This is a genomic window from Paenibacillus sp. FSL H8-0048 (genome assembly GCF_038002825.1).
Classification (GTDB): Bacteria; Bacillota; Bacilli; order Paenibacillales; family Paenibacillaceae; genus Paenibacillus_AQ.
The window spans coordinates 4,730,949-4,757,686 of the sequence record NZ_JBBODF010000001.1 but is presented as its reverse complement, the minus strand read 5'-3'; the positions used below and the strand labels follow the sequence as shown (position 1 = coordinate 4,757,686).

25 protein-coding genes are annotated in these 26,738 nt (G+C 51.0%); 5 read left to right on the top strand and 20 right to left on the bottom strand.

The features are described from left to right. Positions 1-275: 275 nt before the first annotated feature. The 4 genes from NSU18_RS20355 to NSU18_RS20340 form a co-directional block, all read right to left on the bottom strand. Positions 276-1,175 carry an NAD-dependent epimerase/dehydratase family protein gene (locus tag NSU18_RS20355; RefSeq protein WP_341149901.1) on the bottom strand — a complete coding sequence of 300 codons (900 nt, stop codon included), beginning with the start codon at positions 1,173-1,175 and terminating at the stop codon, positions 276-278. Positions 1,176-1,326: 151 nt separating this feature from the next. Then, positions 1,327-2,649 (bottom strand): SMI1/KNR4 family protein, encoded by a 1,323-nt coding sequence (locus NSU18_RS20350; protein WP_341149900.1) that lies wholly within the window; start codon positions 2,647-2,649, stop codon positions 1,327-1,329. A 162-nt stretch (positions 2,650-2,811) separates the two neighbouring features. Beyond that, complete coding sequence (gene dhaK / locus NSU18_RS20345) at positions 2,812-4,572, bottom strand: dihydroxyacetone kinase subunit DhaK (protein ID WP_341149899.1); 1,761 nt, start codon at positions 4,570-4,572, stop codon at positions 2,812-2,814. Beyond that, a complete protein-coding gene (locus tag NSU18_RS20340) occupies positions 4,569-5,711 on the bottom strand; it encodes a glycerol dehydrogenase (RefSeq protein WP_341149898.1) in 1,143 nt (380 codons plus the stop codon). Before NSU18_RS20340 ends, dhaK begins: the two co-directional genes overlap by 4 nt. Before the next feature lie 171 nt (positions 5,712-5,882). On the opposite strand from NSU18_RS20340, the gene NSU18_RS20335 reads away from it, so the two are divergent. Beyond that, entirely contained in the window at positions 5,883-6,884 is a 1,002-nt protein-coding gene (locus tag NSU18_RS20335; protein ID WP_341149897.1) for a PocR ligand-binding domain-containing protein, read from the top strand. Positions 6,885-6,917: 33 nt separating this feature from the next. Continuing rightward, positions 6,918-7,193: a hypothetical protein gene (locus NSU18_RS20330; RefSeq protein ID WP_340026514.1), complete on the top strand. Its 276-nt coding sequence runs from the start codon at positions 6,918-6,920 to the stop codon at positions 7,191-7,193. A gap of 24 nt (positions 7,194-7,217) precedes the next feature. Here the strand turns inward: NSU18_RS20330 and NSU18_RS20325 are convergent, their stop codons facing one another. Beyond that, complete coding sequence (locus NSU18_RS20325) at positions 7,218-8,360, bottom strand: DUF7832 domain-containing protein (protein WP_341149896.1); 1,143 nt, start codon at positions 8,358-8,360, stop codon at positions 7,218-7,220. A gap of 25 nt (positions 8,361-8,385) precedes the next feature. After that, complete coding sequence (locus tag NSU18_RS20320; RefSeq protein ID WP_341149895.1) at positions 8,386-9,210, bottom strand: hypothetical protein; 825 nt, start codon at positions 9,208-9,210, stop codon at positions 8,386-8,388. A 157-nt stretch (positions 9,211-9,367) separates the two neighbouring features. On the opposite strand from NSU18_RS20320, the gene NSU18_RS20315 reads away from it, so the two are divergent. Together NSU18_RS20315 and NSU18_RS20310 are read left to right on the top strand one after the other, a co-directional pair. After that, the gene (locus NSU18_RS20315; RefSeq protein WP_341149894.1) at positions 9,368-10,225 is read left to right on the top strand and encodes a LysR family transcriptional regulator; all 858 of its coding nucleotides are present in this window, start codon (positions 9,368-9,370) and stop codon (positions 10,223-10,225) included. Positions 10,226-10,245: 20 nt separating this feature from the next. Beyond that, positions 10,246-10,503 (top strand): helix-turn-helix domain-containing protein, encoded by a 258-nt coding sequence (locus NSU18_RS20310; protein WP_341149893.1) that lies wholly within the window; start codon positions 10,246-10,248, stop codon positions 10,501-10,503. 362 nt (positions 10,504-10,865) lie between these two features. Here the strand turns inward: NSU18_RS20310 and NSU18_RS20305 are convergent, their stop codons facing one another. The 8 genes from NSU18_RS20305 to NSU18_RS20270 form a co-directional block, all read right to left on the bottom strand. Continuing rightward, on the bottom strand, positions 10,866-11,369 hold the full coding sequence (locus tag NSU18_RS20305) for an SMI1/KNR4 family protein (RefSeq protein WP_341149892.1): 504 nt from the start codon (positions 11,367-11,369) through the stop codon (positions 10,866-10,868). Between the two features lie 88 nt (positions 11,370-11,457). Beyond that, the gene (locus NSU18_RS20300) at positions 11,458-12,579 is read right to left on the bottom strand and encodes a hypothetical protein (RefSeq protein WP_341149891.1); all 1,122 of its coding nucleotides are present in this window, start codon (positions 12,577-12,579) and stop codon (positions 11,458-11,460) included. Positions 12,580-12,816: 237 nt separating this feature from the next. After that, positions 12,817-13,860: an NAD(P)/FAD-dependent oxidoreductase gene (locus NSU18_RS20295; RefSeq protein ID WP_341149890.1), complete on the bottom strand. Its 1,044-nt coding sequence runs from the start codon at positions 13,858-13,860 to the stop codon at positions 12,817-12,819. Further along, entirely contained in the window at positions 13,860-14,807 is a 948-nt protein-coding gene (locus NSU18_RS20290) for an ABC transporter substrate-binding protein (RefSeq protein ID WP_341149889.1), read from the bottom strand. Before NSU18_RS20290 ends, NSU18_RS20295 begins: the two co-directional genes overlap by 1 nt. A gap of 128 nt (positions 14,808-14,935) precedes the next feature. After that, a complete protein-coding gene (locus NSU18_RS20285) occupies positions 14,936-16,540 on the bottom strand; it encodes an AraC family transcriptional regulator (RefSeq protein ID WP_341015698.1) in 1,605 nt (534 codons plus the stop codon). 76 nt (positions 16,541-16,616) lie between these two features. Continuing rightward, a complete protein-coding gene (locus tag NSU18_RS20280; RefSeq protein ID WP_341015697.1) occupies positions 16,617-17,585 on the bottom strand; it encodes a helix-turn-helix transcriptional regulator in 969 nt (322 codons plus the stop codon). A gap of 70 nt (positions 17,586-17,655) precedes the next feature. Further along, positions 17,656-18,123, bottom strand: coding sequence for a hypothetical protein (locus NSU18_RS20275; RefSeq protein WP_341015696.1), 468 nt, complete (start codon positions 18,121-18,123; stop codon positions 17,656-17,658). A 119-nt stretch (positions 18,124-18,242) separates the two neighbouring features. Further along, positions 18,243-19,202: an effector binding domain-containing protein gene (locus tag NSU18_RS20270; protein WP_341149888.1), complete on the bottom strand. Its 960-nt coding sequence runs from the start codon at positions 19,200-19,202 to the stop codon at positions 18,243-18,245. Between the two features lie 163 nt (positions 19,203-19,365). Between NSU18_RS20270 and NSU18_RS20265 the strand changes: the two genes are divergently transcribed. Further along, positions 19,366-19,905: a DUF6199 family natural product biosynthesis protein gene (locus NSU18_RS20265; RefSeq protein WP_341015693.1), complete on the top strand. Its 540-nt coding sequence runs from the start codon at positions 19,366-19,368 to the stop codon at positions 19,903-19,905. Between the two features lie 104 nt (positions 19,906-20,009). Here NSU18_RS20265 and NSU18_RS20260 read toward each other — a convergent pair whose 3' ends face one another. The 6 genes from NSU18_RS20260 to licT form a co-directional block, all read right to left on the bottom strand. Then, positions 20,010-20,453 (bottom strand): MmyB family transcriptional regulator, encoded by a 444-nt coding sequence (locus tag NSU18_RS20260; protein WP_341015691.1) that lies wholly within the window; start codon positions 20,451-20,453, stop codon positions 20,010-20,012. Beyond that, a complete protein-coding gene (locus NSU18_RS20255; RefSeq protein ID WP_341015690.1) occupies positions 20,440-20,841 on the bottom strand; it encodes a VOC family protein in 402 nt (133 codons plus the stop codon). Before NSU18_RS20255 ends, NSU18_RS20260 begins: the two co-directional genes overlap by 14 nt. 172 nt (positions 20,842-21,013) lie before the next feature. After that, entirely contained in the window at positions 21,014-22,009 is a 996-nt protein-coding gene (locus NSU18_RS20250) for a zinc-binding dehydrogenase (protein WP_341015688.1), read from the bottom strand. Positions 22,010-22,211: 202 nt separating this feature from the next. Continuing rightward, positions 22,212-23,621 carry a 6-phospho-beta-glucosidase gene (locus NSU18_RS20245; protein ID WP_341015686.1) on the bottom strand — a complete coding sequence of 470 codons (1,410 nt, stop codon included), beginning with the start codon at positions 23,619-23,621 and terminating at the stop codon, positions 22,212-22,214. Positions 23,622-23,645: 24 nt separating this feature from the next. Continuing rightward, positions 23,646-25,550 (bottom strand): beta-glucoside-specific PTS transporter subunit IIABC, encoded by a 1,905-nt coding sequence (locus NSU18_RS20240; protein WP_341015685.1) that lies wholly within the window; start codon positions 25,548-25,550, stop codon positions 23,646-23,648. 141 nt (positions 25,551-25,691) lie between these two features. Beyond that, a complete protein-coding gene (gene licT / locus NSU18_RS20235; protein WP_341015684.1) occupies positions 25,692-26,522 on the bottom strand; it encodes a BglG family transcription antiterminator LicT in 831 nt (276 codons plus the stop codon). Positions 26,523-26,738 lie beyond the last annotated feature (216 nt).

The window sequence follows — 26,738 nt, the reverse complement described above, 5'->3', positions numbered from 1 at the left end:
AGCTGCTATGGGCTTTTAACTGCCTCCTGCTTAGCCGAGGGTAATCGGCACTACAGCTGCAGCTCCATTTTGACGCGGCCATAATAATCCGATAACCCGAACTCCTTGAGCGGAATATACCCCTGCCCTGTAAGGACGTCCTTCTCCCCATGAATCATCAGACTATATCGTAAGGGCGAAACTCATCAATGAACTCCTCCAGCCAATCTTCCGTATAGTCCAGCGCACCGCTGGTGCTTCAGCTGTGTCAGCAGGGACAATTCATGGCCTTCGGTTTATGATACATTTCGCTCTCCCCTAGCTTGCTGCTCCAGCCGGACAACGGTCTCCTCGAACGTTTTGACCGGGCTGTAGCCCAGCTCGTTTTTTATTTTGCCGCAATTATACGCTGTTCTTATAGGGTCTCCGCCCGGTATAATGAACTTCTTGTTCAGGGCATGCCCGATACGCATCGTAAAATCTTTTTCCGGATAATTTCCGTCAATTGCGTTATAGCACTGATTCACAGCCGCAGGCTGCGTCGCTGCCAGTACACACATCTCAGCCAGGTTGTCTGCATGCACCCAAGGCGTCAAGTCCTCCGGATGAATCCAGTCCACTTCCCCGGAATCAGCAAGCTTAGCGACCAGTCTGTCGCCCCAGTGCGAGTTGGATTCGGAGCAGATCACTCCAGGACGCAGGATCACACTTGGCAGTCCGTCAGCCATTGCAGCCTGTACAATCCGTTCCGATTCACACTTGGTTGAAATGTAGACCTCCCCGTGGCCGAAGGCAAGACTGCTGGCCTCATCCAGCTCCACCTCTCCATCAAAATGACCATAGACCGATACCGTAGAAATATGCACGAAGCGCTCCACTCCCGCAGATACAGCACCGTGCGCCAGACTCTGGACTCCCTGAATATTGGACGCCTCGGCAATCGCCCGGTCCTCCCCCAGATACGCCGCAGCGTGAATGATAACGTTCACATTTCGAAGCGCGTTCTTGATGGCGGCTCTATCAGTCAAGTCTCCGATGACGGGTGTAATGCCTAGCTTTTCACATAGCGCGATCTGATCTGTACTTCGGATAAGTCCCTTGACCCCCGCTCCCTCGCTAACACATCTTCTGGCAATTTTATCTCCTGCCGTGCCCGTAACGCCTGTAACGAGAACGACTTTATCTCGAAGTCTCATGGAGAACCTCCTTTTAGTAAATACTATCTTTTATCGTCTTCTTATCTATTTTGCCTACGGATGCCCTGGCAAGTGAGTGAGTAATCACTAAGCGGGTAGTCAGCTTATATTCGGCTATCGTTTGGCCGCTCTCATTAACCGGGGCAACTTCTCAGCCGAAATAATCCTCCGGCAAATGCAGCGCCCGCAAGCAAGCGGCGAACTTTTCCCTGAAATTAGGGTTCCTTTTGTATTCGGGCCAGACCGCCTTATAGTAAGGCAGCAGCTTCTCGTGCGGAATAACATCCCAATATGAAATGGTGCTGCGCACCACCTCTGTACCACCACTGCGGAACATTTGTTCAATAATCTCCCAATTCTCCTGCTTGTTCCGGCAATCTCTCACGGCATAGACCGCAGCCGTCTGCATATCCAGGCTGGCATGGCACAGGAAGGGTGCGAAGTCACTGAAGCTCACAGCATCGCAGTCTTTGAGGATATAACCTGCATAACGCAGGGTTTCTGCGTCGTCAACGTGCTCAAGCCTCTGCCGGATCAGCGGAATAAATTCGGTCCGGTCCTGATTCTTGCCGTGAGTATTCAGAATGGTTAAGGCGTGCAGCGCTCCCTCCGCGTCATCCGACTGCAACAGCTTCAGCAGATAGGGCCTGCCCGCCGCAAAGGTTGTTTTGCAGAGCAGCGAGATGGCTGTCTTGGAATCCCGGGGGCTTTGCTCAGCCACATTGTTAAGGAATTCCAGGGTGGTCGGGGCGATTCGCTTGAACTTGAACATGGCCTCTAACGCCTTGACCTGCAGCTTCCCGTCAGGGGTGGTCCGATATAGCTGAATGAGCGTATTCTCGTCACCCGGCAGCCGGCTGCCAAACCATGGGTTGTGATAATCCAGAATAATCTCATCCAGCCAACGCTCGTACCAGTCCAGGAAGTTATCTTCATAGACAAAGAAGAACGGGTGGTCGGGATAAAACTCCGAAGTATACACAATCCTTCCCCGATGCTTCCCTTCCAGCACCAGATACATCTCATAATCGCAGCCCTGGGTGCCGATACACAGCATTCCGCCAAGCGCCTTGTTTCTGGCCTTCTCGTATTCTTCATCCGGGATGTCCCGCTCGCCCGTCAGCGGCTCCGTCAGGAGATTCCATTCCTCTGCGGTCATCTCCGGATGAAGCACCGCCCGCCCCTGGAGTGCCGGAAGCTCGGTATAGGAGGTTGCCTGTCCAAGCGTATAGATCCCGTAATACGGTCCCGCCCCGCCGTTCCCGATCTCTGTCAGGAACCCGGCAAAAGGCTCAGGAAGCTTAATCCCGTATCGGGCCTCCCAATCCGCCAGCTTGCCTGCTGTAAGCTTTTTTTTCAGCTTATATTGATGCGAAGAGGCACCGAATTCCGCAAACTCCGCATCCTTGCGACGGGCTTGTCCCAGCTTCACCTTGATCCGCTCAAGCTGCGCTGTCTGCTGCTCTAACTCCATGATGATCCCTCCTGTAAATTCTAAGAATATCACATAATGATCAGGTCAATTATCTTCCATCATATCACACCCAGCATATATCCCAGGCTCCTCGTTTACTCCCACAACAAATAAGCCCGCCGTCACGATGAAGTGACAGGCGGGCTTATACCCAGGCAACACTTACTGGACAGCGTTAGACAGCTCTGTGAAAATGACCCCCAGAGCAAATGCGCCCGCATCCGGGTAGCCGATGCTGCGCTCGCCTACCGTCCCGGCCCGGCCCATCCGCGCAACGATGGATTTCGTACGTTCCGCCCCAGTGACAGCCGCTTCGGCCGCCTTGGCGAAAGCCTCCTTCAAGGACAGCTTCTGCTCCGCACTGCTCTTCCAGGCTTCGGCACAAGGAATCAGCGCATCGATCAGCGTCTTATCTCCCACGACTGCCCCCCGTCCGAAGGAGCGTTCACCTGTCGCCTGGATGCCCTGAACCGCTGCTTCCAGCATTCCGGCCATCTCCAGTGTATTCAGCGAGGTCCGGCCTGTGGCATATTTGCCTGCTGAGCGGAAGGCCGAGCCCCAGATTGGACCGGAAGCTCCGCCGCAATGCTCCATAATAATCAGCGAGCAGGCCTGAAGGAAGCTGCCGATATCCGAAGCGTGATGCTGCACAAGCTCCTGCCATTCCCGCTTCAATTGCTTGAAGCCCTTGGCGACACTCATCCCGAAATCTCCATCACCGGCATGGGCATCCAGCTCACAGAAGGGAGCCTCATTCACGATAATAATCTCGCTCATCTTATCCACCAGATAGATGATGTTCGTAAGCTGCAGCCGTTCATCACGGAGGACAGCGAAGCCCGGATCAGTCTCTGCCGTCAGGCTCACCTCCGCCTGAGACTCCTGCTGCGGAAGAGGGCTGACGTATTGCACCGGCCCAAGCTCACCCGTTAACCGCAGCGCCGGAGTATCGCAAGGCTCAGCAAGCCATCTGCGCAGCTCATCATCCAGCTTCATCAGGCTGATAGAAGCGCCCGCCATATCTATGCTGGTCATATAGTTGCCGACAAGCGATTGGCGGATGATGATTTCCCGTTCGCCCAGGCTACGGATTACGGAGTGATTGAGCAGGTACAGCTCCTGCAGAGGCGTTGCGCCGAAGCCGTTGACCAGCACCACTACCTCTCCGCCGTCCGGCTGATCCAGGTGCAGACTGGACAGCAAGGCAGAGATCATCCGTTCCGCAAGCTCATCGGCGCTGAGCAGCTTTTCTCTGCGGATACCCGGCTCCCCATGGATGCCGACCCCATACTCCATCTCATCCTCCTGAAGCTGGAAGGTAGGCGTGCCCTTGGCTGGAACTGTGCATGAGGTAAAAGCAAAACCAAGACTGCGCACATGCTCTGCCGCATGCTGCGCGGCCTGCTTCACCTCTGAGAGCGGCAGTCCGGCCTCGGCTGCCGCACCGGCAACCTTATGCACCAGAATCGTGCCTGCAACCCCTCTGCGCCCCACCGTATACAGGCTGTCTTCTACTGCAATATCATCATCAACCTTGACATAGTCCACAGCGAGGCCGTCCTCAGCCGCCAGATAAGCCGCATTCTGGAAGTTCATCATATCGCCGCTGTAATTCTTGATAATCAGCAGCGCGCCCTTATGGCCGGTATGGTTGCGGATCGCCTGATAGACCTGAATCTGTGAGGGGGAAGCGAAGACATCCCCGCAGACTGCGGCATCCAGCATTCCCGGTCCGACCAGCCCGGCATGGGCCGGCTCATGGCCGCTGCCTCCGCCGCTGATCAGCGTTACCTTGTCAGGATTCGGCGCAGACCTGGAGATAATTTTGTATTTGCTGTCGAAGGTCAGCTGCGGATAAGCCATCACCAGTCCGCTGCACATCTCACGGACGAGGTTAGCCGGATCGTTGATTATCTTTTTCATACGCGCTGCTCCTTGCTCTTCTTGAAGGCTTCGCCCAACTTGTCAGCAACAGCTATGGCAGCGGCGACCGCTTCAGCGGTAACCGGGAACGGCATCGAATGAATCGACTCCTCCGGGATACACGCCTTGCGGGCCACTTCCATCAGCTCGTCATGGGAGATGGATGCGACACCAATATCGGCCAGGCATACGGGAAGGCCCACAGCGTGGCAGAAGGACAACACCTGATTGATCTCAGCCTGCTGCGCATTCTCCAGAACGAGCTGGGCAATCGTGCTGAAGGCCACCTTCTCGCCATGGTAATAATGATGGGTGCCTTCAAGCGCCGTCAGACCGTTATGGATAGCATGTGCGGCAGCCAGGCCGCTGCTCTCGAACCCGAGTCCCGACAGCAGGATGTTCGTCTCAATAATATTCTCCAGTGCCGGTGTCACCACGTTCTGATCGCAAGCCAGCTTGGCCTTGGCGCCATCCTCCAGCAGTGTATCGTAGCATAAGCGGGCAAGGGCCAGCGCGGCTTTGGTGCCTTTGGCCTCCGTAATCACGCCTGCATGCACTCCGCAAGGAAGCCCCGCATTGACATTGGAATAGGAAGCCGCAGTAGCTCTGGCCTCGAAGTAGGTGGAGAGGGCATCGCCCATCCCGGATACCAGGAAGCGGGTAGGCGCCTGCGCAATAACAGTTGTATCAATCAGCACCACCGAAGGGCTGGCTTTGAAGTAAGCATAATCCTCGAAAGCGCCTTCAGAAGTGTAAATAACAGCGGAATGACTGGTGGGTGCATCAGTAGCCGCAATGGTAGGAACGATAATCAGCGCCTCGCCTTCTGCCACACATTTAGCCGTGTCGATGGCCTTGCCGCCGCCAAGACCGATAGTGCAAGCACACTTGTGCTCACGGGCCAGCTCCTGTAGTCTGGAAATCTCCTGCCGGGAGCATTCGCCCTGGAAATCCCCCTTCACAAGGGTAATGCCGAATTGACGGCTGGTGGCATCAAGCTTGGCCTGCACACGCTTCACATCATCCGGGTGCGCAATCAGCAGAGCCGATGTACCGAAAGTACTGACGAAGTATCCCAATTGAAGCAGCTCATCCTCACCTTGTGTGTACTTAGCCGGGCTGATAAAGGTTCTTCTCATTCTTTCATTCCTCCTCGGGTCGTATGTCCTCATTATAGACAAGTGGATAGAGGCGCGCATGGGACAAAGCAAACGAATTAATATGCTGCAAAATAGTATTATTATGTTGTCAGCATCTGAATTATAATTATCTTGTTCTCATTGTCACTGTAGATGGAAAGGGTGAGCCGGATGCAATCCAAATTCGACTTGAAGTATATCATTGATATGGACGAATGGGGCAAGCTTCAGGAATCGTTGTCCCTTGTGACACTCATGGCTATCATTATGGTCGATTATAAAGGCGTGCCGGTTACCGCACATAGCCGCTGTCAGGCCTTCTGCCAGACCGTGCGCAGCGACAAGGAATTCTCAGCCTATTGTCAAAAATGTGACGCGCGCGGAGGTCTGGAGGCTGTGCGGCTGAGCCGGCCCTATATCTACCGCTGCCACTTCGATATTCTCGACATTGCTATACCTATCATTGTCGATAATCAGTACATCGGTGCGCTGATGGCCGGACAGATCCGGCTGGCCGAGGGAAGCGGCCCGAATCTGGAGCAGATTGTATCCCGTCCGCAGCAGGACGCCATGACGGAGGAACGGGCACGCAAGTATGAGCTGCTGCCCGTCATGACCTATGAGGAGGTTGTGGCTACCGCCGACATGCTCTATCATTTGTGCAACTATGTGGTCAAGGAATCGATCCTGAAGCATGAGCTGCTGGAGCGAAGCAGGCAAGTTGAGGCCATGAACCCCCAGGAGTCTAAGCTCCAGCTTGAGCTGCCGCCTTTGCCCGTAGAGCCGCCCTCGGCTCCTAAGACTCCGGCCTCTTTGGGAAGCGCATACAAGACGGAATGCATAAGTCCTACGCTACAGCCTGCCTTGGACTATATGCTTAGCCACCGGGAAGAGAATTTCTCGCTGAAATCGCTGGCACAGCTATGCCATATCAGCCCCAGCTACTTCAGCCGCCTGTTCACCAGGGAGATGGGCGAGCATTTCTCCCTATATGTCGCCCGTATGAAGATCGGGCGGGCGAAGGAGCTGCTGGCAACAACGGATTGGTCAGTCAACGAGATCAGCAATCACTTGAATTTTTGCGATGCCGGTTATTTCATTAAGATCTTCAAGAGATACGAGTCGGCAACTCCCCTGTCCTACCGTGCTTCTCTCCTAACAAATCGAATATAATAGATGTACACTATTCGAGCAGGAGGCTATCTTATGAAGCTGAACGAACAAGGTGTGCTCATCATAGAAGAGGATGATATCCACGACATGTACTTTTTTCTGGCCCATGACGGGTTGACATTCAAGGATTCTTTCGAGATTGGGCTGGAAAAGCATAAGATTGAGCTGTACCCCGGCAGCGTATCTGCTATTGTTCCCCCGCAGGCCATGCCCGAGGACTATGGCTACCCGGAAGAAGACCTTCCCCGTATAGTGGAAGGAATTTATTCAGCCGTCCGGGAGTATGATCCGGGCTTTGGGGTGTGGTAACATCCCTGCTGCCCGGCTATAGCATCAAGGAATAACCAGGCCGTTCTTGAAGGCCAGCTTCACATCATTCTCACGGTAATAGGCGGAATAGTTCCAGGCTTCTCCCTCACTTAGCTTCTGGTAGGTCTGATGAATATTCCGGCGCCAAGGCGACGGCCGACTGTTGAAGTAATGGGCGAAGAAACGCTGCGCCTGCTCCCCTGTGCCGAAGCACAGCAGGTAGGCCAGCGGACTGGATTCAGCATCGCAGATGCCGGGGAATCCTGCTCCGCAAGCGGCAAGCTGCTCAAGTGCACGGGGACGGTCTGCGAACAGCGCGAACAGCGGCAGCACACGTTCCCCGATCATCTGACCGATCTCGCGCAGGGAGGAGTCCAGCTGTGAGCCTGCAATCTGGAAGACAATGGCGCTTGACGATTTCTGCAGCCTGCACAGTGAGCCGAACAGAACGGTATCGTCCCCTCTGCCAGCCTGCCCGGCAGTCCATTTTTTGAGCTGCTTGCTGGTAATCCGCAGGTTCAACGTCATCCGCACATCGGTGCGGGTATTGTAAGATTCCGGGTGGAAGGATAACTCGAACACGGTGTCCTTGTCAGCCGCTGTTTTTTTCCATACTGTACCCGCCTTATTGGATTTGAAGCCCTCTGCCTGGAGGAACTGCTGTCCGGTCTGCTGGCAGGCCTGAAGGAATTGCACTTTGGGATCGAGCTTACGGTGGGACGGGTCCTCAGACCAAACTTCCCACTGGGCATAACGTTCGTCCAGCAAGGGCTGCAGGCGGTCATAATTCTCCCAGGTGTTCTCCACATGATAGATGCTTGGGTATTGGTTGAAGACCTCACAATAATCATTAAGATAGCTTTCATACTGAGCAGCGAACGCCGATTGATCGTCATAATAATCGGCGGCGAAGGCATTGCCGCGCTCGTCCAGATCCTCATCCCAGAACTTCCCGTCACAATACTCCACCAGGTATTCCAGCCCCGTGAGCTCACGCTGCTTCAGCCGCTTCAGCGCCTCCGCCGACTCCTCAAGGTGAAATTCGCCCGCCATCCCGTGGCCTAAGGCCCAGGCCAGAAACATGCCGATGTGAATTCCGCCATTCTCTTCCGGCAGATCCGCCGGATAATCTCCCCCGGAATGCCAATCGATCCGGTCATAAGCCATATGAGTCTCCTTTCGGCCAGCAGCTCTAGCTCCCGGCTTCCCTTCTTAATAAGTATTGGTACACCTCATCATTCAGCAGATCCCACTCTACTTTGCTTTCTGGAATCTGAGCAAGCGGGGTGGTCAGCAGGGGATGGTCTACTGTAGCGGCGGTTAGTCCCTGATTCTGTCTTATTTTTTGGATGAGCCGGACCTCATAAGGGATGTAATTCAGACATAGAATTTCTGCGAATTTATGGGGAAGATCCAGGGAGCTGTAGATATGGTAATCGCAGATTTCACCCATTAGGCTACGCAGCAGCTCTTCATCCGTGGTAGACCAATAATCGAGAAATCTCCGGTACACATGCTGCTCCGGCAGCATCGGATACAGCTCCTGATTGATCTGCTCCGTGACGAATAAGTCATGTAACAACGCCATGAACAAATGATGCGTCTCCTTGTGGGCATAGCGCTGCGTATCTTGTTCAAATATCATCTGGAAATAATCTCTGGCCAATTGTGCCAGCTCCTTCATATCCCATAGCAAGGCTAATCCTATGATACAGCCTATCGTTCTTGAAGAGACCTCTTTATACTTGAACAGTCTCCGCAGAATATACTCCTCCCAATACAGAAACCGGGTAACATACTTCCACCCTTCCGTGTCCCCGTTCAGAATCAGATTTTTGGGATAATCTCCGCCATGTACACCAATTCCAAGCGTTAGGTTTCTGGCAATGGTTTCTTTGTATCCGTCTTTGATGTCGTTCTGGATGCTATCTTTAATTAACGTGTACCATTCTTTGAGTTCTTCTTCAGATACGGTTTTCTTCTGGAGGGTACGAATCTCTTTGTTGAATGCATTCATTATTTTGCGGTGCTCCATCTGCTCACTCCCTGTAAGAGATCGTTAATCCAAGCGGCCCTTTCGGGTGCCGGATTTGTCATCAAGGATAGAATTCAGTACAATGATCAGCATCGGAAGGTACTACCCTAGATTATGATATACAGAAGGTGACACCGCAATGGAAAGTGGAGATTTGAGGATTTTTCAGGCTGTGGCCCGTGAGGGTACGATTACGAAGGCTGCGCAAGCCTTGAACTATGTACAGTCGAATGTGACCAGCCGGATTCAGTTCCTGGAGGCCGAGCTGAAGGTCCCGCTATTTCACCGGTCTAACCGTGGGATGACATTAACGCCTGCGGGCGAGAACCTGCTGGAATACGCGAATGCCATACTCATGCTTATGGACGAGGCTGTACAATCAACACAATACTCCGAGCACCCGGCCGGCCCGTTGCGGATTGGCTCCATTGAGACGACCGCGGTTACTCATCTGACGACGTTGATCGCCGATTACCACTCCCGCTACCCCGATGTTCATCTGTCGCTCATCACGGGTGAGACGCATGACCTTCTGCACAAGGTGCTTGATCACAAGCTGGATGGTGCCTTCGTCTATGGACCCATAGACCAGCCGGATATCGGGCATGTTGCGGCTTACGAGGAGGAGCTGGTGCTCATTGCTGAACCGGGGACTAGTGAGTTGCATGAGTTGCTGCACAAGCCCATGCTGTTCTTCGACGTTGGCTGCACGCACCGGGTTAAAGCGGAGCGCTTCCTGCGTGAGAGCGGGCTGCATTCAGTTCAGATCCGGGAGTTCGGCACACTGGAAATGATTCTAAACGGGGTGTCCGCCGGAATCGGCGTCTCCCTGCTGCCGAAGTCCTCGATCCGCAAGGCAGAAGAGGCCGGACGAATCACTTCCCACCGCCTCCCCGAAGAATACCAGAAGCTGGAGGTATGGTTGATCTACCACAGCAACGCCGTACTCTCCAGCGCAATGTCTCGGTTTGTGGAGATGGTGGGCAGGTATAGATAATGATAAAAGGAGTATTTTCCTTGAACGATACACCCAGCACACTTAAACAAATTATCGGAAAAACCGTTAAAGCGATACGACTCAAACAAGGCCTGAGCCAAGAGGACCTTGCTCACGAATGCAACGTAGATCGCTCCTATATCTCTATGATCGAGGTCGGCCGCAACGAGCCGTCCATCACCAAAATATTTGAGCTTTGCAGAAGTTTAAAAGTCGCCCCCTCCGATCTTATTAAAATGGTTGAAATAGAATATAACCGAGGCCGGGAGCAGGATTAAAAGAACACAATCCAACTGAGGATAGAGATGGCCCGCAACCACGACCGCTAACAAGTGGAAAAATGCTGCTTAATTCTTCAACATCTGACGCTAACGGGAAATTAAGTGGAAAACCAGCATCTGCTGCCACCGGTTTTGGCACTTCTAGTGAGAATTTGAACATTTAGGTGTTATTTTTTCAACTATTTCTGGAGTATCAGCCATTCGTTCGTTAGCAAGTGTACAAAATCCATCTATTCCCCTTATGCATTCCGATTGCCTACACTCCACCCTCATCCAATGAAAAAGATCAGAACCTAATCTTTCAGGTTCTGATCTTTTCCATCTTTCCGTCATATAGTGCCGATCCGGGAGTCAGCCCTTCATCCTTGCTTCGAATTCGCCATCAGCCAGGCCAGGAATTCCCCGAACGAATCGGCTACCTGCTCAACCTCTTCAAATTCAGGCTCACATCCATGAACAATAGCCCCGCTATCCGTTGCAATGGCATAGAAGGAATAACCATCCTCCACAGACATTACAATCGGCAAGTGATGATCCCACCAGGCCGTGATCTCTGACTGCCAAGTTGAATCACCCGCTGCGGCCTCCAAACTTAGCAGTTCAAATTCGTTCCACCGGAATTCGCTTCCCGCACTATGATTGAACTCAGCCTCACCAATAAACCAGGTTTGCTCATCCGGTGCAACGCACACCTCAACTACTTTTAGAAATTCTAAATACTCTTCGGGTAGTCCTTTATATCGGGAAGTAATGCCGCTATCTAAATGTAGCTGAGAACCGGACTTCCTCCTTATCTCCCAGCCCTGCTCCTCTGCCCAAGTCATAAATTCAACAACATGAGCTTTTCCTTTTCCATTATTCATGTCCAAATGTTACACCTGCCCATCCGATTAAGAAATGGAAACTCCTAGATTAATATACCATTTCCGCAGCTCTGCTTACATCAGCAGGTCATTCCGTTACCTTAATCTGCTCCGTCGCATTCTTTCCCTTCCATCTATTACCATTAGCCAAATGGTATTCTCTTTCTACCGACCCGTCTGTTTTGGTATAGCTGATAGCAAATACCTGTCCTTCTTCAATCAGCATCGGATATTCATCATACGGAAGAACACTACCCAGCAGCGGCAGCTTGCTGGCATCTTGATAAGCCCCCTCCAATCGCCAAAACTCCCGGAAGGCGTAATCCTTAAATCCGCTCAAATCACTCTTTCCAAAATAAGATGCCTCATACTTTTTGCCCTGCATGGTGATTTCATCCACTCTGAGCGGTTCAATATCCTTCACCATCCAGCTCAAATCCTCCGTATGCAGGTTGCCACCATAGTACTTATGTAATTGATTCGCCATACAGGGGACCGATTTGGTAGAAAGCTCCATTTCATTGACTCCGGTATGCGCTGCGCCGTAAATGCCCATGATGCTCTCGCTGCCCAGCTTTTCAAATTCGCGGATGAAATTCTCGGTCATCTTGTTCTCCCGATATACCTCATCGTGACTACTGTAATACCTCTCGCCCTGCTGGATCGCTTCGGTAGTCAAGGTATACATCTCTGATCCGGTGAGGTTGTTGTCCTCAAGATAAGACATGAACCGCTTACCGGTTATGTCCCATTGATGCCCAACATCTGTTCCGTGGAAAATAGTATCCGGGCATCCGCTTTTTATTTTCCGAAAATAAGTCTTCGTATAGGGCACGTGACCCGGAGTCCCCTCCCAATCCTGATAAAGCTCCTCCAGAATGTCGTCATTGTCCGACTGCATCCACAGGTTCAAGTATTCGGCAGCGTAATAGGACTGCTCCACGAATAGGTGTCTCATCCCCTTGTTGTGGTAATAATCGGACCAAGCCTCATATTCCTTGTCCATAATCTTGGCAATCCCATGAGATTCGCCATACAGATAAATCTGGCCGGTCGCTTTGGTCGTTAGCGGGGTGGCTGCAGGCGTTGCCTGGGCAAGTCGGGCAGGAAGTGCCGATGGCCTGGCTGGTTGTGCAGACGGATTTGCTTCCTCGCCCCCTAAGGAGTATCCGCTGCAGGCTGTCAAACTGCTGATTAGAAGGATAGCCATTAGGACAAGCAGCAGAGGGCGGTTACACCTTAATCCAGATTCAACCCTAAACATGAATTTTTTCACATTGTTCATTCATAACAACGCATCCACCTTTCACAATAATTTCTAAATATTGAATAATCTTAATATCGTTTCATCATAAAATACACCTTTCACTTTCCGCTACAGCAAAACGCACAAGCCCTTTGGCTTGTGCGCTCTTGTGCTTTGCTTTTTGCAGGCTCATTTGTACCTTCATTTGCCCTGCGATGCTCTGTACTTCTGCCGCTCCTCCTCATTCTTATCCGCAAAACGGTCATTATGCGAGGAGACCCCGGCCATCTTGGACCCGGTGGGATCGATATATAATTTGGCGCTGTTGACGGCAAGCACCGCGTCATTGAAGGCACCGGCGATCAGCCTTACCTTCCCGGCATGGGTTACAATATCACCTGCGCCGAAGATGCCTGGCATGCTCGTGTGCATGACGGGGCTCACCGAGATGCCGAACTCTTCATGCTCCAGCCCCCATTCGAGGATGGCCCCGCCGAAGTTCCGCTCGAACCCGTGATTCACCAGTACCTCATCCACCTCGAGCTGAACCGTTTCTTGGGAATCCGCATGCTGCAGCGTCACCGATCCGATTCTGCCTTCATGACCGTGCAGCCGGGCTACCGTATAAGGAACATATACAGTAGCCAGAGACTTCATCTCGGTTACCGAGGATTCGAAGGCGCTGAAGTCATCTCTCCGGTGAACGACATATACCTCTTTGGCAAGGGGAGCCATAGCCACCGCCCAATCGACGGCTGAATCGCCCCCGCCGGAGATCAGCACCCTCTTATCCTTGAACTTATTGATGCTCGTCACGGTATAGTGAAGGTTACTCAGCTCAAAGCGGTCAGCGCCTTCCACCGCAAGCTTTTGAATGCTGGTAATCCCGCGCCCCGTAGCCAGAATGATGGTTCTGGTATAATGCTTCTCTCCTGAATCCGCTGTGAGTATGAATATACCGTCATCACGCTTCTCCATCTGGACGATTTCCTGCCCATATACGATGCTTGGATCAAAAGTGGCGGCTTGCCGGATCAACGAGTGGATAATCTCCTCGCACCGGACAGGTCCGATCCCTCCAACATCCCATACCAGCTTCTCAGGATAGGTGCGCATGAATCCGCCCAGCTCCTGCTTGGCTTCGATGATTTTCGTCTTCATCTCCCGCATTCCGCTATAGAAGGCTGCGTACATCCCCGCAGGACCGCCCCCGATAATAATGACGTCATAGATAACCTGTTCCATTAGGGCACCAACTTGTCTGCCAGATAATCCAGGAGCAGCGGCGTGCCGATCAGTCCTTCACCCACTACAAAATCCGCTGTCTCCAAGCGGTACACATGCCCTTTTTTCACAGCCTCCATACCCTTCCAGATTGGAGAATTCTCCAAGTCCTTCATAGACTGCTCACTGCTGTAATTCTGCATCATGCGTTGTTCCACGAAGATATGATCCGCTTTTAGCTTGGGAAAAATCTCCATAGACATCGGCGTGAACCAATCTTTATAGTCTTTTAACTGCTCTGGAATATGTAGTCCCAGCTCGTTATACAAAATGCCGCTTCCGGGGCTTCCAGCTTCCTGGCCCAACACCCGATATTGATTTTGCTCCACACGCAAGACGAGAATGGTCTGATCCCCTAAAGCCTGCTGCAATTTCTCTTTGGTGTTTTTTATCTTGTCATTATATTTACTTAGGGCCAGCTCAGCCTCCTTCTCTTTATGGAACAGCTTGCCGAGGGCGGCAACACTCTCTCTGACAGTACCGCCGGCCTCCACAGCCACCGTAGGGGCAATTTGGCTCAAGGCTTCATACCTTTTGGTATCAATTGTACCATTATCGACAATAATCAGATCCGGTGCTGCGGCAAGAATAAGTTCAAGATTCTCTTCATATTGCTGAACCTCAATCATTGTCACCTTATTGTCATTGAATAACTTCGGCCGATACTCGGGTTCAATCTCCTGTACAAGTGTAACCATATCAGGGATCACGCCGAGCTCGATCAGATTCTCGGCATAATTCGAGTTAAGAATCAGCATGTTCTTCGGCTTCACAGGAATCGTAATGTCACCGAAGGCACTACTGACGACTCGTGTGGCAGACTCACTTGGGCCTTCTGTAGCCTTCGCCGTGCTGCTGCTTTCCGCTGTGGTGGTTGAACAAGCGACTAAAGTCAGCATTACTAGCATAGACAGTATATAGAGCATAGGTTTTCTCATTACATCATAGCCTCTCTTCTCTGATAATGATTATCACTATCAAATTATAAGGAATAATAAATGAACCTACTATAGCCTAAAATGTCGTAAACATTGGATTATTGTGTCTCAGGAGCCCCGCTGTCCAGCATAGCCTGTTCCATCTGCTGCAGGATTACCCTTTTGCCATACGCGCTGCAGTTATTAATCCATAGCCCGGTATCCACATAGATCACCCGGTTATTCTTCACCGCGTCTAAGGCAGCCCATTGCTCACTGGCCTGTAGCTTAGACAGGCTTAAATCTGCATTGTAGTACTCCATAATACGCTTCTCAATGAATAGATACGTAGGATTGGCCTCCGCTAATTGCTGCAATGAGCATGGATTGAAGCTGTTCTCGTGGGCACGGATAATCTCAGGCATGGTTAACCCCAGCTCCTTGTACAGCAGGGTAGCTGCATCGCTGGAAGCTTCACCAATATAACGGTAGCCGAGCTCTTCAACACGAAGGTACAGAACGGTGGAGCCTTCCGGGAGCTGCCTTTGCAGCTTGTTTCGCAGGAGATCGGCCTGCACAGTAAGCCCGGCAATGAGCTGTGCTGCCTGGGCCTCCCGGTTGAACAAGGTGCCGAAATAGCTGATCCGTGCATTCAGATCGTCCGGCAGCCTCGTTAGGATGGGAGCTATGGCCCGGAAATATTGTTTCAACTCTTCTGATAAATGCTCACCGATAATCAGATCGGGCTCTTGCTCTGCAATGAGGTCCGGCAGAGTGATATACTGCGGCATGGCCAGTAAGGTCACGCCGTGCATATGGAACATGGGTTGTTGATAGTCCGGGGTTAAAGCACTGACAATTACAACAGATTGGGGGATTACCCCTAAGGCTATTGCTATTTCTGCATGTGCCGCGGAGAGAAAGCATATCCGGCTGTCTGCAACCGATGATTTGAACTGCATGGGCGGAAGCCCGGCTACCTGTCTAAACTGCCGGCTGAAATAATGCGCATCCTCAAAGCCTGTCTTCCTCGCCACCTGTCTGGAGGAGTCGCCCGTAAGCAGCAGCCACTCCTGAGCACGATACATCCGGTAACGGATCAGATACTCCACCGGCGTCTTATGATAGAGCTGGGTGAATTTCCTGGAGTAATAGGATGGGCTGTATCCGGCGATTGCCGCCAGTTCATCTCTTGTGATCATTTGATGATAATTCTGCTGCATGTAAATCACCGTGCGCGCCAATCTTTGCTCAAGTGTGCTTTCAGCGGTTGGCTGTTCATGCTGCAATTCTTTTAACAAATGGTATAGAATGTATTGCTTCATGGTGATGCCAAGCGGCCCGGTGCTCCTGGTGAGGGATGAACGGATCTCTGCAACCACCGCTTCAGGCACACTCTGAACATAATAGCCAGCCGCCCGGTCTACTTGCCAGTGGTAAGGAGATTGCATTTCTGTGTCATAAGTATTGAAGCTAATCAAATAGCCCGAGAAATCAAAATGATTGGCAGAGGCCAGCCGGATGACCGAACCCTTCTCAAGAGCAATTAACTGGCCGAAAAGAAGCTGCTCTTCATGCCCGTTGATCGATAGCGTGGCTTGGCCATCACTTACCAACAGGAGGGCAGCCTGATCCAGACGTATTGTGGAGGGGACCGGTAACAAATCTGCTACATCTATAATTTCTGTGCAATGGGCAAGCCAGCCTGGATTAGCGTCATACATAGATATACTCCTTAGGTTCATTATTGATATATAGTAAAGCACCCGCCCTATGAAAGCAGCAGGCGCTTGAAGCAATTTATGACTTCCGCACAGGCCGGACATACTTGAAGTACCGCTCCGGGTTGAAATAGAAGTAGATGATCCGGCCGGGGGCAGGGTCGAAGCAATAGCCAGTGCCTGTATAGTCAAAAGCGGCCATCGCCTGCTCCATCCGTTTCTCGACACTGCGGTTCTCCTGCTCGTAATCAAACGGCCCGTGCTCGAACACAATGTACTCGGCCTCTGGAATATCCGCCATCAGCATCTGCGCGGGGACCTCGCCATCATAATCATAGGGGAGACGTACCCCATAGCACTCTGTACGCGGAAATCCCCAATCGCAGAGCCTGCCGTCCGGGTCATTCATATAGGCCATGATCTGGCCGTTGCCGCTGTTCGTATCGCTTCCGCCGTCATCATCCAGCTTCCCCTTGATACTGTCCAGCAAGCCGCTGATGGTCTCGCAGTCCTGCCCTGGAATCAGGCTCTGCTTCTGCCAGAAATCCCAATACCCGTTGCTCTCGTAGTTCTTAATGTGCAGGAATTTGTGCGCGGGAATGGTTACGAAATAGATTTTAACCTCTTCTGTAGATTTTACCATGCCAACCTCTCCTAGTCCGAAAAAGTAGCGGTCAAACGGGTTGATTTTGGTCCGAAGGACGACAGGATACGGGTGTCTCCGGTACTCGCTTGGGGCCACACCATAGGTCATCTTGAACGCACGCGTAAAAGCTTCATGGGAGGAGAATCCATAGTCGAGCGCAATATCTAGAATGCTTTTTCCGCTATCCCGTACCTCCTTCAGTGCAAAAGCCAGCTTCCGGTGGCGAAGGTACTCCCTAAGCTGCATCCCGGATATCTCTTTGAATTTCCTCGTCGTATGAAACTCCGAATAGCCCAGCTTGTCAGCGAGAGATTGCAGCGTTATGGCCTCACTGTTATGCTGCTTGATGCTGTGGTCCATATCATCGACAATGGTCTGGATCTGCCTGTGCCACTCGTACACCGTCCGCTCACCCCCTCGTTCCAACCGCTCTATAGTCATTCTAGAATACTGGAAAAAGCATTTCTTGATTCTACTTGCGGCATGGGATCAGCTTCATCTCTGTAAGATTGTCCAGATTGATCTCGATCCTCAGCTCATCATGCTCATTCACCGCGATTAATGTCCGGTCTTCGATGCTTAATTGCTTGATCGGATTCGTGGCATCCGAGAAAAAAGCCCAAACTAAAACACCACCTGTATCGGTGCAGGCAATGAAGCCCTCATTTCCCATTTGCCCGTCCCCGCCGTAGATTGTTCCGCCCTCATACTTCAGGCTCGTCCAAGCATCCACGATGGTCCAAGGATCATTATTATACTTCACAATACTCTCAATTGTTGTGTCACACAGGGGGTGGCAGCTCATTGTATGCTCATGGGTATTCGGGTCGTAGCAGGTCTCGATATTCAGAATCGTAATGCTGCCATCTGCGTAAGCCATACAATTAATCCCAGGAAGCTCATGCTCCTCCGTCCAGTGCTTCAGAATTAAGTTACTCATGGCCTTATCCTTTCATTTCGCTGGTTTCCTGTCCATATATCATTTCTGTTAACCGCCCCGTTTTCCCTTCAAAAGAGTAAAGGCCATCCTTCGCAGGACGGCCTTAGTATGTGTCTGAATTAACCCTTCGCTTGCACGGCTATGGGGTAATAAAGATCGAGCTGGAACGCTTCGTTAACAAACATCTCCCCGTTGAACAGGAAGTGCTCCTCCAGCCATTGACCCGGACCCGGCTGATATTTACTGCTCTGCACCCATTCATTTAAGCGGTTCCAGGCTTCGGGGATATCGAGACCGTATAAGCTGGAGACGGCATAGAGACCGCCGCTCACCTGCTTGATCCGTACCTCGCCCGAGGGTTCGGTGTCCTCACCGACCGTAGCCCACATCTCATAACCATGCTCATTCTGCGCGCCGGGCTGATTAAAGCCAAAATAACGGGTAGCTGGAAGCTGGTCTAACCCTTTTTTCTTCACCCATGCATACAGCACATTCCACGCCTCATCCTCCGGCTGATTCCCTGCAGTAGTCTGATAGTACGCCACCTTCACCGGCTTCAATTCAATAAACCGGACCTGATGATCCTCCAGCTTCACTAATTGATGTTCCATTCTTCCTGATTCCTCCGTCTCTATATTCAATTCTCCTTCACGAAACATGGCAGCAACGTCCAGATTAATCCGCTTCGACTGCTCCAATAACAGACCGATGGCATTGCCTTTGGCGACCCCCTGTTCCTGCAATAATGCCACATACCGTTCGAGCAGCTCCCTGAGTACCAGCATATTGCTGATCTCCCGCTGAACCTCCCCCAGTTTATTGCAGAAAACACCGACCGCCCTTGACAGTTCAGATGCTAACAGCACCGCTGAAATGTCCTTCACGGAGAAGCTTAACTGCTTCAGCAGCAGAATCAGTTCAAGCCTCCTGAGCATCTCCTGGCTGTACAGGCGTTTTGCACTGTTAGGTTCCCTGATGCTGGCGATCAGTCCAATCTCCTCGTAGTACCTAAGCGTGCGGCTGGAGATACCGTACCGGACCGACACCTCTCCGATTTTACTCAGCTGAGTGGTAATCATGAATTCTCCTTTCCTATGGCTATGAAGTACTTCATGGCTCTATCCTACAAGTTTACGTGCACGTCAAGTCAATACCTATATTGTAAGGAATTTCTATAAAAGAAACCTGAAGGAATAGTTTCCCGTAGTAAATATGAATTAACCGACATGGGATGTGATTGATTTGACTGGATTTTTGGGTGCTGTAATCATAGCTATTGGATTGGTTATAGCCATTTGGCCTAAGATAGCGTGGTATCTACGGCTGGGCTGGAGGTTCAAAAATGCGGAGCCCAGCGGGCTGGCCTTAGGGGCGGAACGGGTAACAGGGGTGGTCCTGGTAATCGCCGGTTTCATCCTGATGGTATCCAGCTGCTCCTCAGGAAACGCAGAGCGCCGCTGGTCCGAGCAGTTCAAAGAGAAGCTGAACTCGGGGCAGGTACAGGAAATCAGCATCGGCATGATTAACCCCACCTTATTAAGCGAAGAAGAAACGGATAGAATGATCCAAATGATACAGGAGGCTGAGCTTAGACCTTTTGATGCAGGGAATTCATTCGGAGCGAGCAACACAGGGACCATAACCTTTAAAGACCAGACCCGTGTAGACATGGTGATTCTGGGCCCGTCCGGGGGAATCGAGCTGCATCCTGGTGATGCACAGAGCGAATATGAGATTATGAGTGAATCACTGAAGTCGTGGCTGAAGAGTTACGGGAACTAGGTATGGTTTTATACACCAAGAAGCTGGAGGCTCACAAGAGGTCTTCCAGCTTTTTATTTTCTATTTGGTTTCTGCTTCAAGGGTCTCCAGCATCTGCTGCAGGGTCACATGCTCAAATTCCATCTCGCCGATCCGGGGATCGTATCTCCGTCTATGAGCTGCTTATACCTCGCATCCTCAGGGAAGCGGGCGTAATCCGCCCGGAACTGGGCAATCAGAACGTTGGCCCCGGTCCCTGAGCCCTCTATGCCCGACCCCAGCCCTGTCAAAAGATACCTGATCCAGTTCATTCTCTCCCGCTCCATATCCGCATACGAAGGTAAACGGAACACAAGCTCAGCCGCCTTGTTCCGCATCAGCACATCCCAATATCTCCCCAGCACGAATGCCGGATGTGGATCTAACGCCAGTATGGTCCGTTCAATCCCTATTGAAATGTGCTGATCCGCTTCCCGGTCCTGCTGTACCGGTCTGGCCAGCAGATGCAGATGCTGGCGTTCATCGTCTGTCAGCCGCAGGGCTCTGGCTATGTTATTACCTGCCTGCAAACCGTTCCACCGCCTCCTCCGTCACCGGCTGAAAGAGGTTCACCAGGTTGCCGTCGGGATCACGGAACAGCAGCGAACGGTTCCCCCACGGCATCGTCGTCGGCTCCTGTACCCAGTCCCCGACAAGTGGCTTAAGGCGCGCATATTCCGCATCGACATCATCGACGCGGAACTCCATAATGACCGTGCGGTTACTGGCCGCTGCTACAGAATCAGCACCGAATAGCTGCGCTGTCTTGGAGTGGCCGATGGCCAGGGTACATGCGGGCATAACGAATTCGGCAAATACCGGTGCGGGCCGCTGTGCTGTCACCCCTGTCACTTGCTGGTAGAAGTCGACCAGACGATCAATGTCGTCAGTAATGATACGTATCGAAGCGAAATTCATCAGCGTTCATCCTCTCTTGAATGTTTACATGTCCAATGATAAAAAAACGCTACTGACAACGTTATGTCAGTAGCGTTTATTTATTAGGCGGCGCGTTTATAGAACCCTGTGCTGTATGCTGTTTTTCACATACATTCGGTCCGTGTGCCGCGTATCTCCTATCCCTCTACCCTCAGCCTATCCTCAGCGCAATATTCCCGAGCTGCTCCGCGCGCTCCAGCCGCTGAAGAGCAAGCGGAGTCTCCGCTAAGGAATACACGCTATCCATGATAGGGTGTAGCTGATGCTGTTCCATGAACTCAAGCATCGCGGTGAATTCTTCATGGCTGCCCATGGAAGTTCCAAGCACCTGAAGCTGCGGGAAGAATATTGCTCTGGCGGGAATGGTGAGATCATCGCCTGAGCTTGCACCGAACATGACGATTTTACCGCCCGGCTTAATGACCTCGAAGTATTGCCCGAATATCGCTGGGCCCACGCTATCTAAGATCAGATCTACAGGCTGATGCTGAAGCTTCTCCCGCCAACGGCTATTACTGTCTATAACCTGCGTAACCGGTAATTGCAGGGCCTCTGCACGCTTCGCTTCACTTCTGGACGTAACTGTGACCTGCGCTCCAGCTGCTGCCGCCATTAGAGCAGCAAACGTAGCCACTCCGCCTCCAATGCCCGGAATCAGCACATGGTCGCCCCGCTTCAGATTCCCTCTGGTAAATAACGCCCGGTACGCAGTGAGTGCCGCTAAAGGTAACACACCAGCCTCTTCCCAAGACAGGTACGCCGGCTTAGGCACAACATTCTGCTCCGGCACAATGACATATTCAGCAAAAGTCCCGTCTGCAGGGTACCCCAATATGTCAGGCACCACAGGCACCTCATCCGCCCGATCCCAGCCAAGACATGGATTAATGATGACCTCCATCCCCTGAGCCAGGCCGTTTACCCCTTCCCCCGTCTCTTCGATAACGCCAGCTCCGTCTGAACCCAGCACGCAAGGATGAACCGGACCCGGCGTACCTTCTGTAGCAGAAGCAGCAGCTATAATGAACAAATCCCGGTGATTGAGTCCGGCTGTCTTTAGCCTAACCTTGACCTGCCCCTGTTCAGGACGCTTGTCAGGATGCTCCGTATATTGCAGACCTTGCGGTCCAAGTGTAATTGCCTTCATCTTCATATCCTCCTGTTACGCTGTAGTGGCTTCATACAAAGTGTAGGCTGTTACAGCGGTCAGGTAAAATGATTAGAAGAGAAGGTGAGTATCATTAATAATGATATTGCTCTTCTGCGGGGTGAGCTGGAAGCTAACCAGCAACGCAAAAAGCACCCAAGCGGGTGCCTTTTCTTTTTCGGGCGAACTCATTATCCTTAGACTATAAGCTCTGCCCGTTGGAGGCGATAACCTCCTTGTACCAGTCGAAGCTCTTCTTCTTGATTCTGCGCAGTGTGCCGTTCCCCTCATTATCCTTGTCGACATAGATGTACCCGTACCGCTTCTTCATCTCACCTGTTGAGGCACTTACAATATCAATCGGCCCCCAGCTCAGGAAGCCCAGCAGTTCGACGCCGTCTTCCACCGCTTTGCCCGCTTCAATTATATGGTCCCGCAGGTAGGAGATCCGGTAATCATCATGGATGCTCTGGTCTTCTTCAACTGTGTCTACAGCGCCGAATCCGTTCTCGACAATGAACAGCGGCTTCTGATACCGGTCGTAGAGCTGGTTCAGCGTGAATCTCAGACCCGTGGGATCAATCTGCCAGCCCCACTCGGACGCTTTCAGATAAGGATTCTTGACCCCCATTGCCAGGTTGCCCGATACCATCTCCAGCCCAGTCGGATTAGCACTGGCACACCGGCTCTTGTAATAGCTGAAGCTGATGTAATCGACAGTATGCTGCTTCAGCAGCTGTTCATCCTCTGCCGTCAGATCCAGCTTGATGTCATACTCCTTGAACCACCGTTTCACGTAAGTAGGGTAGTAGCCTCTAGCCATAACATCGGTGAAAAAGTAGACCTGTCTGTCCATCTCCATGGCTGTGAGAATATCATCCGGGTGACAGGTATGCGGGTAGTACGGCCCTGCGGCAATCATACAGCCCATCTGCGAGCCCGGAATAATCTCGTGGCAGGCCTTCGCCGCCAGCGCGCTGGCTACATGCTGGTAATGCGCCATCTGGTAGATAATCTGCTTCTTGTTCTCACCTTCCTCGATGACCGTTCCTCCGCCGACGAAGGGAATATGGAGCAGCACATTAATCTCGTTGAAGGCAATCCAGTATTTCACCTTGTCCTTGTAACGTTTGAATACGGCAATCGCATATCGCTCAAAGAACTCAATCAGCTTGCGGTTTCTCCACCCACCGTAATTGTTAACAAGTCCGAGCGGCATCTCATAATGGGATAGCGTCACAACCGGTTCAATATTATATTTTCGCATACAATCGAATAACTGATCATAAAACTGCAGGCCCGCTTCGTTAGGAGTCTCTTCGTCCCCGTTCGGGAATATTCTCGTCCAGGCAATGGAGGTACGCAGCGCCTTGAAGCCCATTTCAGCAAATAAAGCAATGTCCTCTTCGTATCTGTGGTAAAAATCTATAGCCTCATGGTAAGGGTTCTTCTTATCCGGATGCTCATAGGGCGGGTTAAAGATCCCGTTGGCCAGAATATCAGCAATCGATAACCCTTTACCGTTCTCCTGATAAGCGCCTTCCACCTGATTAGCCGCAATCGCGCCCCCCCATAAGAAGCCTTCCGGGAATTGCATATCTGTCTGTTTCATTCTATCTTCTTCCCTTCTATTGGTTTAGACATTAAGTTTCAGCAAAATATCCTTTTCTTTCACAGTGGACGGGCTGACCGCAGTAATGTCTGTGTAGTCACCCGTATTAGAGATAATTACCGGAGTGATGATATCGAAGCCCTCTTGAATAATGCTGTCCCTATCGAATTCAAGAATCAGATCGCCGACATTTACCCGGTCCCCTTGATTTACATGGAGCGTGAAGTGTTTGCCGCCCAGCTTGACCGTATCAATCCCGACATGAATCAGAACCTCTGCCCCGTCGTCACTGGTAAGGAGAACAGCATGTTTCTTTTTGAAGGCCACCGACACCACACCGTTAATTGGAGAGACCACTCGGCCCTCACTAGGCAGGATAGCAATCCCTTTCCCCATCGTCTCCTGCGAAAAGGCAGGGTCGCTGACTTCGTTTAAGCTTTTAACTTCGCCGGCAATGGGCGCATAGATTTGTTCATTTTGCAGCTTTTTAGCAGATACAGGTTCATTAACAGACGGCTCGGGAAGGTCCGCACCGTTCTCTTCTACTGGCGCCTCTGTAACATCCTTGAAGCCCAGAACATAAGCGACAACAGCTGCCACGACAAAGCTGACACACACTGCCAGAATCATCAGCGAAAATTTATGTCCGATATACAGCGGCAAGGACGGCAAGCCGACTTTCCCCAGGGCATAGGCTGCCACCTGGAAGATACTTAAGATGAAGGCACCTGCCGCACTGCCGATGAGCCCGGCAATAAACGGCTTTTTCAGCTTGAGGTTCACACCATAAATTGCGGGTTCAGAGATTCCCATCAGCGCACTGATCGTTGAGGCTCCAGACAAGGATTTCATACTGCTGTTCTTGGTTCTCAGGAATACGGCAAATACAGCACCGGCCTGCGCGATATTAGCAACGGTCATAATTGGCATAATGTAGTCGAAGCCGTTCTGGGCAATCGCCTGGAAGACAAGCGGAATGAGGCCGTAGTGTAGTCCGGTGATTACCATTAGCGAGAAGGTGGCTCCAAGCAGCGTTCCGGCGATTACACCGAAGTGCTCATAGAAGTACATGTAGCCATCGGCAATGGCATTACCCGCATAAATTCCTACCGGGCCAATCACGATTAAGGCGATAGGTGCCACAATTAACAGGATCAGCATCGGCTCCAGGATGGTCTTCAGTACATTCGGTACAATTTTGCGGACAAAACGTTCTACATAAGACATGATCCATACGGTTGCAATAATAGGAATAACAGAGGATGAGTAGGACACCAGCTTGACCGGCAATCCCAAGAAGCTCATAGACGTTATACCGTCAGCCATAAATTTGGCAAAGTTAGGATGGAGCAGCACGCCCCCGATCACAACCGCCAGATACGGATTAACATTGAATTTCTTCGCAGAGCTGAAGGCGAGCAGCATCGGCAGGAAATAGAATACAGCATCTGAAATAATATTCAGAATTTTGTAGAGATCCGTACTCGCCGCTGTGGCATTGAACATGACGATTATAGCCAGCAGCGCCTTGATCATCCCTGCTCCCGCTATGGCCGGAACAAGAGGGTTAAATATCCCTGGCAGTATATCTGCAAAAAACTTGCCGACCGAAGCCTTAATGCCGAGCTTCTTCCCTTTATTGTTACCTTGTTGTTCAGTGTTCTCCTTGGCAGAGCCAGCATTATTTTTGGCAATCTTGCTTAACTCCCCATACACCTTGGATACATCGTTCCCGATAATCACCTGAAATTGCCCGCCGTTAATGTTAACATCCATCACTCCAGGCAGTTCCTTCAGCTTTATTCGGTCTGCAGCCCCATTATCCCGCAGATTGAAGCGAAGTCTGGTCATACAATGGGTATAATCCTGTATGTTGTCTTCCCCGCCTACTAATTTTAGTATTTCTTTCGCCAGCTTTTGTTGATCCATGGTACAGCTCACTCCTCTTCATTTATAAGAAAAATATAAGAAAAACCTAAACCGGTGAAAGAATACCCCTAGCAAAATATAGGGATAGTCCTTTCCCAGTTTAGGTTTTGCCTGCTCCGCAGTAGCAACCCCAAACAAGGGTTATTTTAGATGTACAACTCTTTCAATATGAATCGTTAAATACATGACTTCTTCATTGGTCAGTGTACAATTGTATGTTTTACGGATATAATCCTGAATCTTCCGTCCACACAAGAAGGACTCCTTATACTGCTGCTTGACCATCTCATATAACTCACTGTCGGTATTCTCAATATGTGTGTCATTTAATATTCTTCGGGCGAAGAATTTGAGATGGGTGACGAACCTGTAATACGTTAGCGACTCTTCGTCGTAATCGATTTTGAAGTGATACTTCACGATATTGAGAATTTCATGCACAATCTTGGTGATTTTCACTACATTCGGGATCTCTTCATTCATATGCGCATTTACCAGATGGAGCGCAATATGAGCGGCCTCGTCTTCCGGGAACCGGATTCCCAGCTCCTCATGAATCAGTAACAGCGCTTTCTCACCAATCTCGAATTCATCCTTGTAGAATTTCTTGACCTCCCACAGCAATACATTCTTGATATGGTGTCCCTGCTTGGAGCGTTCGATCGCCGAATGGATGTGGTCGGTCAGGCTAACATAGATGCTGTCATGCAGCCTCTTCCCCAGATTCATTTTGGCGAGATTAATAATACGCTCCGAAATCTCCATATGCGCAAGCGGGATCTCGGATAGAAGCGTCTTCATTTGGTCGGATATACTCTCATTATCCATGAAGACCTTCTCAATTTTGTCTTCCTCAATGAGGTCGCCCGGCTTCTTCTTGAACGCAATCCCCCTGCCTATTACCACCACTTCTTTGTTCTGGTCATTCATAGTAATGATGGCATTATTATTCAACACTTTTGCAATTCTCATAATAACCACCTTTATCGCAAAATAAAAAAAGGCAACACCACAAACTTCACCATATATAAATATAGCTCTGTTAATGGTATTGCCTACATACGTAGTAACAATCCGTTGTCTATTTAATTATGGACCGATTATATCATGGATCAATAGGTTCAACAAGACTTTCTTGCAACCCTTTTCATGGAAAAGATTGCACTCCGCTGTTGCCTTTCAGCCGCC

What these genes read in the sequence shown, in the direction of transcription:
- NSU18_RS20355 (WP_341149901.1), bottom strand. Translation starts at nt 1,175, where the DNA reads ATGAGACTTCGAGATAAAGTCGTTCTCGTTACAGGCGTTACGGGCACG.
- NSU18_RS20350 (WP_341149900.1), bottom strand. Translation starts at nt 2,649, where the DNA reads ATGGAGTTAGAGCAGCAGACAGCGCAGCTTGAGCGGATCAAGGTGAAG.
- dhaK (WP_341149899.1), bottom strand. Translation starts at nt 4,572, where the DNA reads ATGAAAAAGATAATCAACGATCCGGCTAACCTCGTCCGTGAGATGTGC.
- NSU18_RS20340 (WP_341149898.1), bottom strand. Translation starts at nt 5,711, where the DNA reads ATGAGAAGAACCTTTATCAGCCCGGCTAAGTACACACAAGGTGAGGAT.
- NSU18_RS20335 (WP_341149897.1), top strand. Translation starts at nt 5,883, where the DNA reads ATGCAATCCAAATTCGACTTGAAGTATATCATTGATATGGACGAATGG.
- NSU18_RS20330 (WP_340026514.1), top strand. Translation starts at nt 6,918, where the DNA reads ATGAAGCTGAACGAACAAGGTGTGCTCATCATAGAAGAGGATGATATC.
- NSU18_RS20325 (WP_341149896.1), bottom strand. Translation starts at nt 8,360, where the DNA reads ATGGCTTATGACCGGATCGATTGGCATTCCGGGGGAGATTATCCGGCG.
- NSU18_RS20320 (WP_341149895.1), bottom strand. Translation starts at nt 9,210, where the DNA reads ATGAATGCATTCAACAAAGAGATTCGTACCCTCCAGAAGAAAACCGTA.
- NSU18_RS20315 (WP_341149894.1), top strand. Translation starts at nt 9,368, where the DNA reads ATGGAAAGTGGAGATTTGAGGATTTTTCAGGCTGTGGCCCGTGAGGGT.
- NSU18_RS20305 (WP_341149892.1), bottom strand. Translation starts at nt 11,369, where the DNA reads ATGAATAATGGAAAAGGAAAAGCTCATGTTGTTGAATTTATGACTTGG.
- NSU18_RS20300 (WP_341149891.1), bottom strand. Translation starts at nt 12,579, where the DNA reads ATGGCTATCCTTCTAATCAGCAGTTTGACAGCCTGCAGCGGATACTCC.
- NSU18_RS20295 (WP_341149890.1), bottom strand. Translation starts at nt 13,860, where the DNA reads ATGGAACAGGTTATCTATGACGTCATTATTATCGGGGGCGGTCCTGCG.
- NSU18_RS20290 (WP_341149889.1), bottom strand. Translation starts at nt 14,807, where the DNA reads ATGCTAGTAATGCTGACTTTAGTCGCTTGTTCAACCACCACAGCGGAA.
- NSU18_RS20285 (WP_341015698.1), bottom strand. Translation starts at nt 16,540, where the DNA reads ATGTATGACGCTAATCCAGGCTGGCTTGCCCATTGCACAGAAATTATA.
- NSU18_RS20275 (WP_341015696.1), bottom strand. Translation starts at nt 18,123, where the DNA reads ATGAGTAACTTAATTCTGAAGCACTGGACGGAGGAGCATGAGCTTCCT.
- NSU18_RS20270 (WP_341149888.1), bottom strand. Translation starts at nt 19,202, where the DNA reads ATGATTACCACTCAGCTGAGTAAAATCGGAGAGGTGTCGGTCCGGTAC.
- NSU18_RS20255 (WP_341015690.1), bottom strand. Translation starts at nt 20,841, where the DNA reads ATGAATTTCGCTTCGATACGTATCATTACTGACGACATTGATCGTCTG.
- NSU18_RS20250 (WP_341015688.1), bottom strand. Translation starts at nt 22,009, where the DNA reads ATGAAGGCAATTACACTTGGACCGCAAGGTCTGCAATATACGGAGCAT.
- NSU18_RS20245 (WP_341015686.1), bottom strand. Translation starts at nt 23,621, where the DNA reads ATGAAACAGACAGATATGCAATTCCCGGAAGGCTTCTTATGGGGGGGC.
- NSU18_RS20240 (WP_341015685.1), bottom strand. Translation starts at nt 25,550, where the DNA reads ATGGATCAACAAAAGCTGGCGAAAGAAATACTAAAATTAGTAGGCGGG.
- licT (WP_341015684.1), bottom strand. Translation starts at nt 26,522, where the DNA reads ATGAGAATTGCAAAAGTGTTGAATAATAATGCCATCATTACTATGAAT.